Consider the following 16,866-nt stretch of genomic DNA (forward strand, 5'->3'; position numbering starts at 1 on the left):
AAAGGAGTTCTCAATGAGTATCCATGATAAATTAAAACGAGTTCGTAAACCGAGAGTACACATCACTTATGATGTAGAAACGGAAGGCGCAGAGGTAAAGAAAGAATTACCATTTGTTGTTGGTGTAATGGGTGATTTCTCTGGTGATAATACCGATGCTTTAAAACCTCTTAAAGACAGACGATTTATACAAATAGATCGTGACAGTTTTAATGATGTTTTAAAACGTATGAGTCCGTCACTGAGCTGGAAAGTTGCAAATACATTAACGGATGATGGTTCTGAATTTCAAGTCGACCTTAATTTTAAATCAATAGAAGACTTTGAGCCTGCTGCCGTTGTAAATCAAGTAGAACCATTACGTAAGTTAATGGAAACGAGAAACAAACTACGTGATTTAATGACTAAAATTGATCGTTCAGAAGAACTAGAGAATGTATTAGAAGAAGTACTAAGTAATACAGCAAGTTTAGATTCTATCGCGAAGGAATTGAAATTAGAGGAGACTGAAAAATGAGTACTGAACAATTAAGTACAGAACTAGAGTCTACTTCTGAGGCAAGTTCTTCACTTTTAGAACAAGCTATCGGCGCAACTAAACAAACAGATGCAAGCCGCGCTGAAGAGTTACTTAAAACACTGACAGAAGAAGCATTAAAAGGCACTGTTCAGTGGAATAAAAACATGACAGTGACGTTTAATGAAGCTATTCAGTTAATCGATCAAAAAATATCGAAACAGCTTAGCGTTGTTATGCACAGTGAAGAGTTTCAAAAGCTTGAAGGTTCATGGCGTGGTTTACACCACCTTGTAATGAATTCAGAAACGAGTGGTACGCTTAAAATTCGTGTTCTGAATATGAAGAAGAAAGAGCTTCATAAAGATTTAAGTAAAGCGGTTGAATTTGATCAAAGTCAGACCTTTAAGAAAATATACGAGTCTGAATTTGGCACGCCTGGTGGCGAACCGTATGGCACTATTGTAGGTGACTTTGAATTTACTAATCACCCAGAAGATGTTGAAACGCTTAGTTTAATGTCTAATGTTGCCGCAGCTGGTTTCTGCCCATTTATTGCTGCATCATCACCTTCTTTATTTGGTTTTGATAACTGGGAAGAGCTAACAAAACCTCGTGATTTAGAAAAAGTTTTTGAATCGCTAGAATATACAAAATGGCGTTCATTTAGAGATAGCGATGATTCACGTTTTGTATCATTAACTATGCCTCGCTTCTTATCTCGTCTGCCGTATGGTGCGGCGTCAAAACCTGTAGAAGAGTTTAACTACGAAGAGTTTGAAGTTGAGCCTAAAGCGGGTCGTTCAGTGAGTACTGAAAATAAAGACTACTGCTGGAGTAATGCAGCCTATGCGATGGCGACTAATATGACAAAAGCCTTTGCTCAATACGGCTTTTGTACTGCTATTCGTGGTGCTGAAGGCGGTGGTAAAGTTGAAGGTCTTCCTACGCATATATTCACAAGTGATGATGGTGATCCGGATCTAAAATGTCCTACTGAAATCGGTATTACAGATCGTCGTGAAGCAGAGCTAAGTAAATTAGGTTTCCTACCACTTTGTCATTATAAAAACACAGATTACGCTGTTTTCTTTGGCGGACAAAGCTGTCAAAAACCAAAGATATATTCGACACCAGATGCAACTGCAAATGCTGCTATTTCTGCTCGTCTTCCTTATTTAATGGCAACATCTCGTTTTGCTCATTATCTTAAAGTTATGGCGCGCGATAAAATCGGTAGCTTTATGGAAGCTGAGGATGTTGAGTCTTGGTTAAACCGTTGGATCCTGTCATACGTTAATGCGACAGAGGGTGGTGGTCAAGATATTAGAGCACGTTACCCATTAGCTGATGCAAAAGTATCTGTTAAAGAGATCCCAGGCCAACCAGGCGCTTACAATGCGGTTGCTTGGTTAAAGCCTTGGCTACAAATGGAAGAACTGACTTCTTCTTTACGTCTTGTAGCTAAAATTCCAGAGATTGGTTAATAAACTAATCTCAAGCGTTAAGGATAATGCAGTAGAATGAATCACGAAGAGTTTTCATTTATAAATCAAGACATTGCTTTTCAACAAAAAGCACAGTCTCGAATAAGTGATAATGATGCTTTGCTTGATAGATTTTTGAACGAAAAAAATCTAGATAAAGCATTGTTATTATGGCTTGAAGGCTCTTCTGATTCACCTATTTCATGGAATAAGGAATCTATAGGTCCCTACCTACAACGTATAATTGTGGAATTAGATCAACAAATATCTAATCAATTAAACACGATTATTCACGCGAAAAAATTTCAAAAATTAGAAGCCAGCTGGCGTAATTTATGGTGGCTGTTACTGCAAAGTGAGCAGTACGACAAAGAAAATAAAGTAAAAGTAAAATTATTAAATTGCGACTGGGTTACATTATCAAAAGATGTAAATAAAGCGATTGATTTTGACCAAAGTTTGTTTTTTCAATTACTTTACCAAAGTGAATTTGATAGTGCTGGAGGAGAGCCTTTTGGCGTTGTTATTGGCGATTATGAAATAACCAATACTTGCTCTGAGGGAACAACTCACAACGATATCGACACCATTAAAGAAATTTCAAGAACTGCGGCCGCTGCATTTGCTCCCTTTATTTGTTCTGCCTCAGCTAATTTGTTTGGTGCAGATAGTTTTTCAGACTTGGGCTATTATTCAGATCTTTTTAATCATTTTGAGCAGCCAGAATACGCAAAATGGCAGAGTTTTAGAAAAATGGAAGAGTCCCGATTTGTAGGATTCACATTACCCCATGTATTAGTAAGACCCCCTTACCGCAATGATGGAAAACGCCATCAAGATTTTTATTTTAAAGAACAAATAACCAACCCTGAGACAGATATGCTTTGGGGTAACGCCGCTTATCAGTTTGTATCAACAATAATAAGAGCCTATTGTGAAAGCGGTTGGTTTGGTCATATTCGCGGTATAGAACCAGGGAAAATTTCTAAAGGTCTAGTCACAGGACTTGCTCGAGATAGTTTTGCTAACGATACCTATCAAAAAGAGGCAAAACCGCCTTTAGATTTACTGGTAACCAGTAAATTTGAGAAACAATTTTCTGAACTTGGGTTTATTCCAGCATCGTCTGTAACAAATACTGAGCATATTGTTTTTTATAGTAATGCATCGGTTCAAAAAACAATAAACTACGATTCAAATGCTGCGAATATCAATGCCCGTTTATCATCGATGCTGCAATATATTTTATGTGTTTCTCGGTTTGCGCATTATTTAAAACTATTAGCACGTGACAGAGTGGGTTCTTATAGTACAGCACAGGCCTGTGAACGAGATTTACAAGCTTGGATAAATAACTATACCACGGCATCAGATTCCGCTTCTGAGCATATTAGAAGCAAGTACCCATTGAGTAATGCTAGAATAAAAGTCAGTGAAAACAAGGCTAACCCAGGGCACTATTTTTCTGTTTTGCAGTTACAACCACATTTTCAATTAGATCAAATGGTCTCTAGTATAAAATTAATTACAGAGCTCAGTCCTCATCATAAAATAAAGGAATAGTCATGAAAAAAATACATAGCTTAATTCGCGAGGGTAAACTTACTGATGCGTTATCTTGGTGCGCAACACAATTACAAGATGAGCCTTTAAACTTTGATATCAGAAGTATTTATGCTGAGTTACTTTGCATTAATGGCGAGCTTGAAAAAGCGGATAAGCAGTTAGACTTTATGGTTCAGAAAAACCCAGAGTTTGCGGTGGGTGCAGTTAATCTTCGCCACTTAATTAGAGCACAGCAATCAAGAGTTGATTTTTATCAAGGTAAAGGCATCCCTAAGTTATTTCATGAAGCGGATGAGCTTGATACTTTATTTTTAAAAATGCATATGGCTTTACTCGAAGGCGAGATTGATGAAGCGGGCAAATTAGCGAAAGAAATGGAATTGCTAAGAATTGAAACATCTCAAGGCAGCGACTCAGTAGTGAGAGATCTTGATGACAGCCTAGCGCCATATTTAGAGGTTTTAGGCACTAATGGTGAGTTTTATTTAGCAAACTTTAATGAGATAGAAGCATTAAAAGTAGAGCCAAACGCATCGTTACTTGAAAGTATTTGGTTAAGAGTTGAAATTACTATTAAAAATGATGGTCCTTCAGGTACTGCACATTTACCGCTGGTGTATGCAAACGCAGATACAGAACTAGAAAAGCTAGGGCAAGTTTCTGATTGGGTCGATCTTAAAGAAGAGCTTACTATTGGTAAAGGGATGAAAATGCTGTTTGTTAACGACGAGGCAATCACTATCCCAAATTTAAAAATAAACGTGTTCGAAAGCGTTTAATCCATTTGAACTATTATGATTGAACATAAGCAACAGCTTCAAGCATCTATTATCGATAGACTTATCGACGATGAGCCAGACTTTCAAGATGCGCCTTCTCGTACAGAAGGTATTACCATTAGTGAGCTAAGAAATAATGTACGAAGGGATATAGAAGCGTTGCTTAATGCAAGGATCCAATGGCATACCTGGCCATCGCAATATAATGAGTTAGCAACATCTTGCTTATCATACGGTCTGCCAGACTTTTCAAGTATGTCTGTAAGCTCTCACGAAGGGCGAACATTATTGTGTGAAACCGTTCGGGACACAATTTTAAAATTTGAGCCGCGATTCCTTGAAGTTGAGGTGTTTACAGATGAAGAAGTGCCTGTAAATAGAGTGCTTAACTTACGTATAAATGCGCTTTTGTATGCGGATCCTGAACCTGAATTTATCAGTTTTGACTCTGAGGTTGAGCCCGTTAACTTAGGTATGAAGATTATTGAGGCATCTTTATGAACGATGAATTATTAAAATATTACAATCGTGAATTAGCATTTGTGCGTCACTTAGGTAAAGACTTTGCAGATAAATACCCAAAAGTAGCTGGGCGTTTAAAGCTAAGTGAAGATCACATTGAAGACCCTCACGTATCAAGGTTGATTGAATCATTTGCTTTTTTAACAGCAAATATCAGGCAAAAATTGGATGACAGTTTCCCAGAGTTAACGGATGCTTTGTTGGGCCAAATGTTTCCTGATTATCAAGCGCCTATTCCCTCAATGTCGATAGTAAAATTAGAAGCAGAAAATTTATCGACAACCGGTATTATCATTCCAAAAGCGAGTGAAGTAGAAACCAATGTTGAGTCGATGAAACAATGTAAGTTTCAAACTTGCTACGAAACCTACCTTTGGCCTGTAGAAATTACCAATGTGCAGTTTGATAACAGCCCATTTGTTGCACCTAAACCACGTTGGCATGAAAAAGCGAAATCTATATTTAAGCTAGAATTAACCGGTGAGTACGAAGGTGTATCACTTGCTGAAACAGGGCTTGAAAAACTAAGAATATTTATAAATGGACAATGGCATCATACTCTAAAAGTGTATGAGTTATTGTTTAAGCATTGCATCGGTATTGCATTTGATAATGGTGAAGAAGGAATTAAGTACTTATCCAAGAGTCAGCTAAAAGCCGTTGGGTTTAGTTCAAATGAAGCCGTTGTTCCCTATTCACAACGCTCGTCTGCGGGCTATCGTTTATTAGTTGAAAATTTTACTTTTCCAGAGAAATTTAGGTTTTTTGAATTACAGGGGATAAAGTCGTCTCTGCCAAAAAAATCGAATCAATGTAATGTTTATTTTTACCTCGATACAGAGTCAGCTGAGCTTGAAAAACAAGTCGATAAAAATATGTTTTTGCTTGGCTGCACACCCATCATTAACTTATTTGAGCAAGAGCTGGAACCGATTCGTCCGGAAATAAGTGAGTATGAATACAAATTAACGCCGCGCTATATGGATTCAGAGATCTCAGAAGTAATTGGTCTGACTGAAGTCATTGCTTTTGATCATAAGGGTAACAAGCAAGTCGTGTCTCCTTTTTATGGGCAAACACACCCAAAATATCACGGTCATGCTGATTTATTTTGGCATATACGCAGAGAAACGGCCTCATGGGCAGGTGGTTATGTTGAATCCGGAACTGAAACATTTTTGTCTCTAGTCGATGCTACATTTGAAAATACCGCAATGGAGTATGGAGAAGGGAATACTGTTTTAACTGTCCGTGCAAATTGTAGCAACAGAAACTTGCCAGCCAGTATGCCTTTTGGTGATGATGAGCTGGGTTTATTGATGCCTGAGCGTGGTGATGTTATTAAAAAAATTCGCTGCTTAATCCCTTTTACTCACGCTGTTCGGCCTATTTTGGCGGACGCGACGAGATGGCAGTTAGTAAATCATCTAACCCTGGACACATTTAGTGGTGACGATGCTTGCAGCAAACTTAAAGAGGTATTGAGACTTTATGATTTTAGGGCCTCACCACAAACAAAAGGCATGATTGATAATATTTATAGAGTATTAATTACGCCCTCTACTGCACGAGTTGTGCAAAGTGGTAGAGTGAGTTTTGCAACAGGCAGTGATATTGAAATTACCTTTGCTAATGATGATTTCTCTGGCAGTGGTATGTTTTTCTTTGCATCTATTCTGGACCATTTTTTTGCGCAGTTTTCAGCTATAAATAGCTTTACGCGTGTCAGCCTTCGCTTAAAAGAACAAGAGCAAATATATTATCAATGGCCGGCAAGAGTCGGTGATAGTCCTCTTTTATGATTAAGCATATTATTTCTCAAGCGCCGCAAATCGACTTTTATAAAGCGGTTTTCATTATTGAAAATCAGCTTAAAAAGCAGGGATTAGAGCACCGCCATGTTGGTTACGATAGTAATCCCAAACAAGAGTTGATTAAATTTACATCAACTCAAAAGTTTGGCTATCCCGGTAATGCAATTACTAAATTAGAAGAAACCAGCTACGAAGAGGGTTTACATAAAGTCACGATGCAAGTGTCGTTTATGGGGTTAACGGGTTGCTCAGGTGCTTTACCACAGTTTTATAGTGAACTGGTTATGCAGCGTTTGAGATACAAAGATACGACGATGCGTGATTTTTATGACATGTTTAACCATCGTCTAATTTCACTGTATTACAGAGCGTGGAAAAAATATAAACCAGCGCTTAATCATATTAATAAAGAAAAAAATAAAGACTCGTATACCCAAATTTTAGGGTTATTAAGTGGTGGTTATAATGAGCACCAACTTCATTTTTCGGGTTTATATAGTCGAAAAATTAGAAATGCCTCTGATCTAAAAAACATTTTAACTTCTTATTTAGAGTGTAATGTTCAGATCAAGCAAATGGTTGGCCAGTGGCATAAGTTGCGATTACAAGAACAAACATGCTTAGCCAGCCAAGTACTCTACGAAGGACAACATGCTCGTTTGGGCGTTGATACCGTTATTGGTAAGCAAGTGTGGGATATATCATCAAATATAGAAGTTCATATTTCTTGTGATGATCCACTTAAAGCTAAATTACTGCTACCTAGCGGTAGTTTGTTTAAATTGACCAATAAAATAATAAAAGATTATGTGGGAAATACAGTTCAGTTTCGTTTAGTAATTGAAGCTAACTTCCAAGATTTAGAGGCAACAAAACTGTCGAATAATGATTATCAACTTGGTGCAAATAGTTTTTTGAGTGCACGTAAAAACAAGTTAACAACACACCCTACTAAGTTATCGTTTAAAGGATAATTAAAATTAAAAGGAACAGCGTATGTCTTCGATGACACTAAATAAGCTAGTTGAGAAATTAAGTCCTGATTGTAGAAAAAGTCTAGAAGCGGCTGTTTCTATTTGTAATAGTCGCAGTCATTTTACTGTTGAGCTTGAGCATTGGTTACTCGCCATGATTGAGCAAAAGCTAGATGACGTTAGACTAATATTTGGATCATTTGATATCGATATTGATAAGGTTCAACAAGACTTGAACCAGTCATTAGAGTCGTTAAAAACCGGCAGTGAATCATCGCCGAGTTTATCGGTTCATGTCACAAGTTTATTAAAGCAATCTTGGCTAAGTACCAGTATAGAATTTACCGATAACCAAATTCGTAGTGCTTATGTTATTTATACGCTAACAAAAGACGATACGCTTTCAAGCTTAGTAACACGTTGTAGCAAGCTGTTTAATAAAATTGAACCAGGTCAGCTTTTACATGCGTGGCCAGAAATAGTTGCGCAGTCAGAAGAGCGCAATCAGTCTGTGCAAAGTGCAACAACACAGACTAATTTGAATTCTAAAACCCCGAGTCTTGATCAATTTACCGTTGATTTAACTGCGCAAGCACTTGAAGGTAAAATTGACCCAATTTTAGGACGCGATTTCGAAATTCGTCAAATGGTTGATATTTTAACCAGGCGCCGTCAAAACAACCCAATACTTACCGGTGAAGCTGGTGTTGGTAAAACGGCTGTAGTAGAAGGTCTAGCACTTAGAATTGCACAAAAAGATGTCCCTGCAGTCTTACAAAATGTAAAAATCCACAGTTTAGATTTGGCTTTATTACAAGCAGGTGCAGGGATGAAAGGCGAGTTTGAAAACCGTCTGAAATCTTTAATCAATGAAGTGAAAAATGCAATTAATCCGGTAATTCTTTTTATTGACGAAGCACACACTATGATTGGTAGTGGTGGCGCAGCCGGGCAAAACGATGCAGCTAACTTGTTAAAGCCTGCATTAGCGCGAGGCGAACTGCGTACAATAGCAGCGACTACATGGGCCGAGTACAAAAAGTTCTTCGAAAAAGATGCCGCACTTACGCGTCGTTTCCAAGTGGTTAAGGTTGAAGAGCCAACACCAGAAAAAGCGGTGGCTATGCTGCGTGGATTAGTGCCGGTGATGGAGCGTCATCATAAGGTATTTATTTCTGAGCAAGCACTAGAGAGCGCAGTACATTTGTCTCATCGCTACATAACGGCACGACAATTACCCGATAAAGCGGTTGCATTACTTGATACGGCATGCGCGCGCGTTGCAATGAGCCAAGCATCGACCCCAAGTACAATTGAGCAGCTTGTAAATAGATTAAGTGAAATAGAAACGCAAGTATTGATGCTAAATCGAGAGCAAAAAACGGGTTTAGATCACTCAGAGCAGATAAATACGTTAAAAGCAGAATTGGTTGACATAGAAACTCAGCTTTTACCACTTAATGAGCAATTTAAAGTAGAAAAAGAAATTGTTATTGAGCTTAACGAAGCCCTTCAATCAATTAATGCTGAAGATGATAGCTCAACGAGTGAAATGCTTGATAAGTTAAAGGAAAGTAAGCAAAAGCTTGCCTCATTTGAGCACAATATGGTGCATTGGCAGGTTGATGAAGAGTTAATTGCGCAGGTTATTTCTGACTGGACAGGTATTCCCGTTGGTAAAATGCATGAGGATGAAATTCATGGCATTTTAAATTTAGCGAGCCAAATGAAACAGCGAGTTGTAGGGCAAGACCATGCACTGGAATTAATAGCAAAGGTTGTGCAAACTTCTCGCGCTCAACTGGCAGATGAAAGCAGACCAAATGGTATTTTCATGCTGGCTGGTCCAAGTGGTGTCGGTAAAACTGAGACTGCGCTATCGCTTGCCCAAGAAGTTTACGGTAGTGAGGAAAATGTCACTATTATCAATATGTCTGAATTTAAAGAAGAGCACAAAGTATCGTTACTGCTGGGATCGCCTCCAGGTTATGTAGGCTATGGCGAAGGCGGTATTTTAACGGAAGCCGTTAGAAGAAAACCTTACAGTGTTGTATTGCTAGATGAAATGGAAAAAGCGCATCCAGGTGTTCAAGATATTTTTTATCAAGTATTTGATAAAGGAACAATTAAAGATGGTGAAGGCAGAGATATCGACTTTAAAAACACCATTATTATAATGACCTCAAATGTAGGCACCGATACCACAATGAGTTTGTTTGAAGATGAAGAAAGTAAGCCGAGCATTAAAGGGCTACTTAAAGCATTGCAAGATGATTTATTGGGCTCATTTAAACCAGCATTTTTAGGTAGAATTAACGTCATACCTTATATTCCACTAAGTGACGATATCCTTACCAAGATTGCAGGACTGCAAATAGATAAAATAATTAAGCGTGTTAAAAAGCATTATGATGCTGAGCTTACTTATACTGACGACGTAATTGAGTATATTATTGCTAATTGTCAAAATGCAGGTTCAGGTGCACGAAATATTCACACGATTTTACAGAATAAAGTATTACCTTTATTATCAGAGGTTTTACTCTCGAATATGGTAGATGGCAACCAAGTTACCGCTATTTCGCTGCTAATCAACGAAAATGAATTTGAACTGGCGCTGAATTAAGATTTAATTCAATTTAATTAAAAATAACTAGTAATTAAGGTTGTTTCTTTAATTCTAGGGCATTATAATTTTAGCCGTCTTAGGTAACTACATGGAATTTTTGAGACATTGTCTTCATCTAGGGAAAGGAATTCTGAAGACCTTTTCGTTGCTGTAGTAAAGATAATGATTTCAAGGAATTTTGGGAAACCAAAGTAAAGAATCCAGTATTAATGGATAACATTGTTTAATTAAAAGGAGCATTATCAAATGCAAGCAAATACATATTTAAAATACGGTTCAATCAAAGGCGAAACTACTGCTGAGTCTTTCAAAGATTTAATTACAGTTTTATCATTAGATTGGAACGTAAGCCGTGAAATTAGCTCAGCCACTGGTACAGCGATGGATCGTGAATCTAGCTCTACTCGTTTAGGCGACGTAACAATTACTAAACTTCAAGATAAAGCATCTCCGGATCTTTTCAAAGAAGCGACTATTGGTAAAGGTTTACCAGCTATTTTCCATATCACTAAACAAGGTGATAAAGTAGAAGAAATCATGAAAATCGAACTAACAGATGCGATGATTTCTAGCTACTCGGTATCAGTACAAAACGATCGTCCAATTGAAACTATCACTATCAGCTACACAGAAATGATGATGACAGTGACACCTACAGACGACCAAAATAACATTACTGCGCCACTAGTATATGGTTACAGCGGTGTTAAAGGCCAACAAATGTAATATTTGTTGTCTAATAATGGCTCTGGGCTTTGCTCAGAGCTTTTTTTGATCTCTAGGATGGGAAAAGCAAGGAATGCAAAAAGCAACACAAGACAAAAACGTAATTCAAATTAGCACCCCTGCTGGTAAAGATGCCCTTTACTTAACTCGTTTTGTTGCCCAAGAAGCAATGTCAGATTTATTTGTAATGTCTGCTAATATGTACACCATTGGCAAGCAAATAACGCATGAAGACTTAGTGGGTAAGCCTGTCTCAATAAAGGTTAAAAATGCAGATGGGGGCGCAGAGCGTTATTACCACGGTATAGTCAGTCATCTTGTTTCTAATGGTAGTCGCACCGCCGATGTTGACGAACAAAAAAACTACATAGATTACCAAGCAACTATAGTCCCTTTTGCTGCGTCAATGCGTAATCGTAAAAATAGTCGCATATTCCAAAAGAAAACAATTAAAGACATTTTTGCCGATTTATTTGGTCAGCATAATGTCGCTTTTTCAGACAAAACTAGCAAAACCTATCCTAAGTACGAATACTGTGTTCAATACCAAGAATCTGATTTTGATTTTATTCAGCGTTTGCTTCAGCATGAAGGTATTTTTTACTTTTTTGAACACTCAAGCAGCAATCATACACTTGTTTTAGCTGATGATATTACAGCTTACGAATTATGCGATGAGGCTAAAGTTGTTTACTCAACCGGTCACCTTAGCGAATCACATGTATCGCGCTGGCAAGGTGGTTTAAGCATTGCGCCGGGCAGCTTTAAACGTATAGGTTACGACTTTAAACAACCGTCAAGATACCCAGACGGAGAGCAATCTAATCCTGAGTTGCCAACACAATCGGTATCAGAAATATTTGAATACACAGGTGAATCTGAGTGTCACCCGCGTGCTGCTAGCATGGCGTCAGTTCAGTTAGAATCACTGCAAAGAGATATGAAACTATCGAGTGGCCGAAGTGATTGTCGCTCATTCACGGTGGGTAAATTATTTGGCTTTAAAAAGCACGAAGACCCTCGATTAGAAGGTAAAACCTTTGTAATCACGTCAATGATGACGTCGATTACGGTGCCTAATCAATCAGGTGGTCAGCAAAGCGCGGCTGACGAGGTTTATTCAAACCATTTTGAGTGCGTACCTAAAGAAATACCCTACAGAGCACAAATTAATAAGAAAAAGCCTGTAATTAATGGGGTACAAACAGCAATAGTCACCGGTGATAGTGCTGACGAAATAATGATTGACCAGTTTGGTCGCGTTAAAGTGCAGTTTGACTGGGATCGTGAAGGTAAAAAAGACTCAAAAAGCTCGTGTTGGATCCGAGTTTCACAAAATTGGGCCGGAAAAAAATGGGGCGCTTTCTTTTTCCCACGTGTTGGGCAAGAGGTGCTTGTTGATTTTATTAATGGCGATCCAGATCAGCCTATTATCAGCGGTGCAATATACAACGCTGATTTAATGCCTCCGTATGCATTACCCGCTGAAAAAACACAAAGCGGGATTAAAACGCGTTCTACAAAAGAGGGCGGCGCAGATAACTTTAACGAATTACGATTTGAAGACAAAAAAGGCAGTGAGCTTGTTTATATTCAAGCCGAAAAAGATAAGCAACTGTATGTTAAAAACGATCAAAATGAAAAAATAGATAACGATCGAAAAGTCGAAATAGGTAATGACGATAGTTTAAACGTTACGGCAAATCGTCTCTCTGATATAAAGAAAAACGACACGCTAAAAGTAGGTAAAACATTAAATATAGAAGCGGGCGATGAGATTGTTATTAAAACTGGCTCAGCACAAATAAAAATGAGCAGTAGCGGTAACATCACTATCGAAGGCACTAATATAGATATTAAAGGCAGCAATATAAAAGTTGATGGTAGTGCAATCACTTTATCTGCTGGCTTAATTAAATTAAATTAATGCAATTATGGAAATAATAAATAGTTTTCAAGCAGGACTTCGAAACGGCATTAATAATAATGGGCATGTTGTATATTGTCGTTATGGCTTGCCCCATTTAGTGTGTTTACCGATTAATAGGCCGGATGACCCTTTGTTAAGCCCTGCTATCAGTCATTTAAAAGCGATGAATGGTTACTTTGCTCAGCAGTTTTTTATTTATTTGCATAACACACTCAATAGCGAAGATGTTGTATCTGGTTTGTATCAGTATGCAATGCAAAGCCCTGTGGCGCTGTCGGATTATACAAAAGGCGAGCTAATTGAAGAGCTATCTCTTTTAGTTACTCAAAATAAGTTATTAATTATTCCTTTATACGAATAAACGTTAAACCGTAATAAGACAAGGAGTCTCAATGGGTAAGCCCGCTGCTACAATAGGACATATGCACGTTTGTCCTAAATTTATAGGTAATGTTCCTCATGTTGGCGGTCCTATTGTTTTAGGTTCGGCTAACGTATTAATTGGCGGTATACCTGCGGCGCGTAAAGGCGACATGATGGTATGCGTTGGTCCACCGGATAGTATTAAAAGTGGCTCTGGCACGGTTAAAATTAACGGTAAACCTGCAGCTCGACTGAGCGATGATAGCTCACATGGCGGCAAAATAGTTGTTGGCAATCCGACGGTATTAATAGGTGGGTAACCTTGCTGTCTAACTACTTAAGTAATCACCCAGCTCAATTACTTGCTATTAGTAATGCGCAGCTGTGTCCGTTTACGTCGGTAGGGCATGTAAAAATGCTGAAAAAAAGAGTGTTAGAATTATGCTGGCTAAACGCCAAATGCAATAACTTATCCCGGGCATTTACAGCGCCAAAGTTGGATTTACTTATTTCGCTTATAGAAAGTGACGAAAATCCAGCTATTGTTTCCCAAGCATGTATTGAAATAATGGCAAATTTGCCTCAAAACATAAACATAACGTTTATAAATAATGTCCTAAATGAGCCCAAATTAACGGTGCTCGCAAAACTTATTATAAGTAAAGTATTGCTGCAACAGCATAGTTTTAATCTTATTCGGTTACTTGACGTTACTACGTTGTTTTTTGCTTACACGGCTCAAAGCGAGCATTCAGAACAAGCACTTATTGCAATTAATCAGGCTATATTAGTCACTGAAGAGTCGAGTAATGAAAGCATGCTCACTATTTTCGATGAACTTTGTAAAAATGAGCTAATTAACTCACCGTTAATGTCACTTTTTTTATTATTACTAAGCGCCGACCAAGTTAATAAAATAGGTAATCACGCAAGTAACACGCTTTGTATTGATGATACCTTACAGGTGCTATTACAAAGCGGTTTTGTAAAGCTTGTGCCTCTTGCTAATGCGTCATTACTGCAATTAGAGCAACCAAAAAAAATTATAGCGCTAATTAAACGTACATTAGGCGAAACACTAGATTTGCTTGTTAATTTTGAAACACAAGTTCAAGCATATAATGATGATGAACATGCCCTTATAGATTTTCAGCAACAGTTAAAGCTAAATTGGCCAAAATACGAAACTCAGCTCTCAACACAACGATTAATAGCGGGTAAAGTACTCGATGAGCCATTAAATGCAATACAAATGTCAGCAATGGACAGCTACAGCCAAGCTTTATTTAATTTATACACCTACTACCGACATATAGCAGCAGAAAAAGTAAGCTCTGGAGTGCAAAAATGAGCGCTTTCAGCATTGAAATTAATGATTTTTTGGTTATTGCTGAAACAAGCATTGATGAGCTTGTGTATGGTGAGATCACGGTTGCCTCAGCGAAGTCCGTTTGGCAATCGTGGGATATATGTATATACGACTGTATAGTTAAGTCTAAAGCGTTAATGGCTAATCTAGAGGATTTAAATAGACCACTGGTCTGGCTTTTACCTGCGTTGTCATATCAAAATGAGCTTAAGCAAGTTTTTGAAAGTAGTTTGAAGCAACTGTATCCAGATCATGTTGAGCACTTATTGTTTTATGGTGCAACGGGTGCGCATGCATTGGTTGCATTAGCTAAAAAAAATAACTGGGATAAAGTAAACGTTATTGCACTTGATGCCACCTTTAAAGCAAATGCTCAAGGTGAATACAGTTACCAAGGCGTTGGTGGTGCACTTGCCACGTTTGAGCATATAAAATCGGGCTGGTCACAATCTGGTTTTGAGTTGGCACCGACTGTCGATTTTTTAAAGCATAATCAATTAAATGGTATGTTTTCGCGAATAGTAGAGCAAACTCAGCAGCCAATAGACATCATTTTTGCGCCAGGAAATGGCATTAATCCCGACGGCGACGTGTGGGTGAATAATTTACAATTGCTCAGTACTTTAATTAATGAGCATACACATTATGAGCTGCCTAATTATAAACTAGGCCAAATTGGTGCCCTTGAGGGATTAGTTAATTTGTACCAATTAACAACAAGCCCCGTGATTATTAATCATTACGAACATGCCTTAATGATTTCGCAAGAGCAAGCAAAACACCAAGCAACAGCATCATACTTATGGATAAGTGAGGAAGTACACAACTAATGCAAAATAATACAGTTGTTTTACAAGGAACGAGTTACCCTATTTGCCTAGTTGCTGGTAAAGGTAGTACGCCGTCTGGTTATGCCCCTGCCGTGGCAAATACTCCTGAAAGCGCAAGCAAGCAAATTGCCCAAGTTGGCAGTACATTAACAAGCGATGCCACTAAGCGCCTCGATGTCATTAATTTACTCAATAGTGCGGGTGTGGGGTGCTCCCGCAGTGCAACTGCACGCGAAACAGCGAGCGCACTCACCCAAGCCCTTATTTCAGGCGCTGTGACGTGTTACCACCAAAAAGCCAAGTCGGCTATTCAGGTAAGCGATAACACAAACAGCGGCTCAGCGGGTAAAAAATCAACGAAAAAGAGCGCGTCTCCTGCATCTGGTAAAAGCGCCGCACAAGCGCCTAAATCTAACTCAGGCAGTGCCAGTAATGCGACCGCAAGTGAAACCCCTATTACAGAGCAAGCATGCCGCTCAGATCCGGTTTCAATGCTATCGGGTGAAGAAATACTGCCGCTTATTGATTTTACTTTAGCAGGCAGCCGCCAATTAATATGGCGACGTTTGTACCGTTCATCCCATGCCGATGTGTGCAGTGTGATGGGCAATGGTTGGCGACACGACTTTATGGTGCGCTTAACTGAGCATTACCAGCCGCCACCCAACGTAGGGCCTAAACAAAAAGGCACGTATTGGTTAGAATACCAAGACGAGCATGGCGCTAAACACCGCTTTGAAAAAGTAAAGCCTGGGCAATCGAGCTATCAGTTAAGCAGTAATCTGGCACTGCATTATCAAACCAATGGCAAGCACGTGCTTGTGACGCCAGACGACCAACACTTGACCTTTAAAGCCGGTGAAAATTCATGGTTACTTGAAAAAATAATCAATGAGAAAGGTCAACGTATTGGTTTTTATTACGATGCAAAAGAGCGCATCAATCGTATAGAAGTCAACAAAGTACGTGGTTGTATTATTAGTTACAACCAACAGGGTTTACTGAGTAAAATTGCAGCGTATCAGAGCGATAAAAATAATAAACAGCAGCTTATATACCCCGTACTTGCAACCTATGAGTATGATGAAAACAACAACCTTGTTCAAGCCACTAATCAGCAAAACGAGACTGAACGCTACGCCTACAACGCCGCTAATTTATTAACTAAGCGAACCCGAGCCAGCGGTTTTAGCCATCATTTTGAGTGGGATAGCTATTCACCGAGTGCTAAATGTATAAAGCAATGGGGCGATAACAACACTTATACCTATCAGTTTGAATACAACCTTGAGCGCGGCGAAACAACCTGTATAGACTCACGGGGCCATAAAGAACACTTTGTACACAATGCACAAGGTAA

General features: G+C 38.6%; 15 protein-coding genes. All 15 read left to right on the forward strand.

Annotation, left to right across the window (positions count from 1 at the left end):
* Window positions 1-13: 13 nt before the first annotated feature.
* Window positions 14-517, forward strand: coding sequence for a type VI secretion system contractile sheath small subunit (gene tssB, locus ACJJVZ_RS01160; protein ID WP_077535550.1), 504 nt, complete (start codon window positions 14-16; stop codon window positions 515-517).
* On the forward strand, window positions 514-2,004 hold the full coding sequence (tssC, locus tag ACJJVZ_RS01165) for a type VI secretion system contractile sheath large subunit (RefSeq protein ID WP_138585659.1): 1,491 nt from the start codon (window positions 514-516) through the stop codon (window positions 2,002-2,004). Before tssB ends, tssC (ACJJVZ_RS01165) begins: the two co-directional genes overlap by 4 nt.
* A gap of 36 nt (window positions 2,005-2,040) precedes the next feature.
* A complete protein-coding gene (gene tssC / locus ACJJVZ_RS01170; protein ID WP_405597415.1) occupies window positions 2,041-3,567 on the forward strand; it encodes a type VI secretion system contractile sheath large subunit in 1,527 nt (508 codons plus the stop codon).
* A 2-nt stretch (window positions 3,568-3,569) separates the two neighbouring features.
* Window positions 3,570-4,349 (forward strand): type VI secretion system accessory protein TagJ, encoded by a 780-nt coding sequence (locus ACJJVZ_RS01175; protein WP_405597417.1) that lies wholly within the window; start codon window positions 3,570-3,572, stop codon window positions 4,347-4,349.
* A gap of 15 nt (window positions 4,350-4,364) precedes the next feature.
* Window positions 4,365-4,850 (forward strand): type VI secretion system baseplate subunit TssE, encoded by a 486-nt coding sequence (tssE, locus tag ACJJVZ_RS01180; RefSeq protein ID WP_077535554.1) that lies wholly within the window; start codon window positions 4,365-4,367, stop codon window positions 4,848-4,850.
* Window positions 4,847-6,673: a type VI secretion system baseplate subunit TssF gene (tssF, locus tag ACJJVZ_RS01185; protein WP_077535555.1), complete on the forward strand. Its 1,827-nt coding sequence runs from the start codon at window positions 4,847-4,849 to the stop codon at window positions 6,671-6,673. Before tssE ends, tssF begins: the two co-directional genes overlap by 4 nt.
* On the forward strand, window positions 6,670-7,659 hold the full coding sequence (gene tssG / locus ACJJVZ_RS01190) for a type VI secretion system baseplate subunit TssG (RefSeq protein ID WP_405597421.1): 990 nt from the start codon (window positions 6,670-6,672) through the stop codon (window positions 7,657-7,659). Before tssF ends, tssG begins: the two co-directional genes overlap by 4 nt.
* 22 nt (window positions 7,660-7,681) lie before the next feature.
* Window positions 7,682-10,285, forward strand: a complete 2,604-nt coding sequence (tssH, locus tag ACJJVZ_RS01195; protein WP_182702328.1) for a type VI secretion system ATPase TssH — start codon at window positions 7,682-7,684, stop codon at window positions 10,283-10,285.
* 249 nt (window positions 10,286-10,534) lie between these two features.
* Window positions 10,535-11,014: a type VI secretion system tube protein Hcp gene (locus ACJJVZ_RS01200; protein ID WP_077535558.1), complete on the forward strand. Its 480-nt coding sequence runs from the start codon at window positions 10,535-10,537 to the stop codon at window positions 11,012-11,014.
* Between the two features lie 73 nt (window positions 11,015-11,087).
* The gene (tssI, locus tag ACJJVZ_RS01205) at window positions 11,088-12,941 is read left to right on the forward strand and encodes a type VI secretion system tip protein TssI/VgrG (RefSeq protein ID WP_405597424.1); all 1,854 of its coding nucleotides are present in this window, start codon (window positions 11,088-11,090) and stop codon (window positions 12,939-12,941) included.
* 7 nt (window positions 12,942-12,948) lie between these two features.
* The gene (locus tag ACJJVZ_RS01210; RefSeq protein ID WP_077535560.1) at window positions 12,949-13,305 is read left to right on the forward strand and encodes a hypothetical protein; all 357 of its coding nucleotides are present in this window, start codon (window positions 12,949-12,951) and stop codon (window positions 13,303-13,305) included.
* A gap of 31 nt (window positions 13,306-13,336) precedes the next feature.
* Window positions 13,337-13,627 carry a PAAR domain-containing protein gene (locus ACJJVZ_RS01215; protein WP_405597426.1) on the forward strand — a complete coding sequence of 97 codons (291 nt, stop codon included), beginning with the start codon at window positions 13,337-13,339 and terminating at the stop codon, window positions 13,625-13,627.
* Window positions 13,628-13,629: 2 nt separating this feature from the next.
* On the forward strand, window positions 13,630-14,658 hold the full coding sequence (locus tag ACJJVZ_RS01220; protein WP_405597428.1) for a hypothetical protein: 1,029 nt from the start codon (window positions 13,630-13,632) through the stop codon (window positions 14,656-14,658).
* Complete coding sequence (locus ACJJVZ_RS01225; protein WP_405597430.1) at window positions 14,655-15,506, forward strand: hypothetical protein; 852 nt, start codon at window positions 14,655-14,657, stop codon at window positions 15,504-15,506. Before ACJJVZ_RS01220 ends, ACJJVZ_RS01225 begins: the two co-directional genes overlap by 4 nt.
* A partial coding sequence (locus ACJJVZ_RS01230) for an RHS repeat domain-containing protein (protein WP_405597432.1) occupies window positions 15,506-16,866 on the forward strand: 1,361 nt, incomplete at its 3' end. The genes ACJJVZ_RS01225 and ACJJVZ_RS01230, both read left to right, overlap by 1 nt.

Origin of the sequence: Pseudoalteromonas sp. Ld19, from assembly GCF_045064135.1 — a bacterium.
Classification (GTDB): domain Bacteria; phylum Pseudomonadota; class Gammaproteobacteria; order Enterobacterales; family Alteromonadaceae; genus Pseudoalteromonas; species Pseudoalteromonas aliena.